Genomic DNA, 292 nt, shown 5'->3' on the forward strand with positions numbered 1-292 from the left:
CCGCAGGGTGCCGCAATACTTTAAAGTTAAAAAAGTAACTTTCGTTAACATAGACTTTACCCGTTTTACGGTTAAATATAATGGGACTGCCAAGATGGGAAAATAGATAATGATACAATTGAGGAACAGCATAATACATAGTGAGGCAACAAGAAATAAAGCAAACGATACCAATAAAACAAAGCATACTACCACTATCAGGATGATCATAATCCATGATAAATGTACAAGAACCAACAGTTAATATACTTCCCAAAATAGTAACAATAAAATAGAGACAAGCATAAAAAAT

The 292-nt window shown here is 32.5% G+C and carries 1 protein-coding gene; it reads right to left on the reverse strand.

All coding sequences use genetic code 11. From position 1 onward, the window contains the following. A partial coding sequence (locus GQ589_RS12070; RefSeq protein ID WP_160426508.1) for a DUF6708 domain-containing protein occupies window positions 1–292 on the reverse strand: 292 nt, incomplete at both ends.

Source organism: Gilliamella sp. Pas-s27 (assembly GCF_009795865.1).
Taxonomy (GTDB): Bacteria; Pseudomonadota; Gammaproteobacteria; order Enterobacterales; family Orbaceae; genus Gilliamella.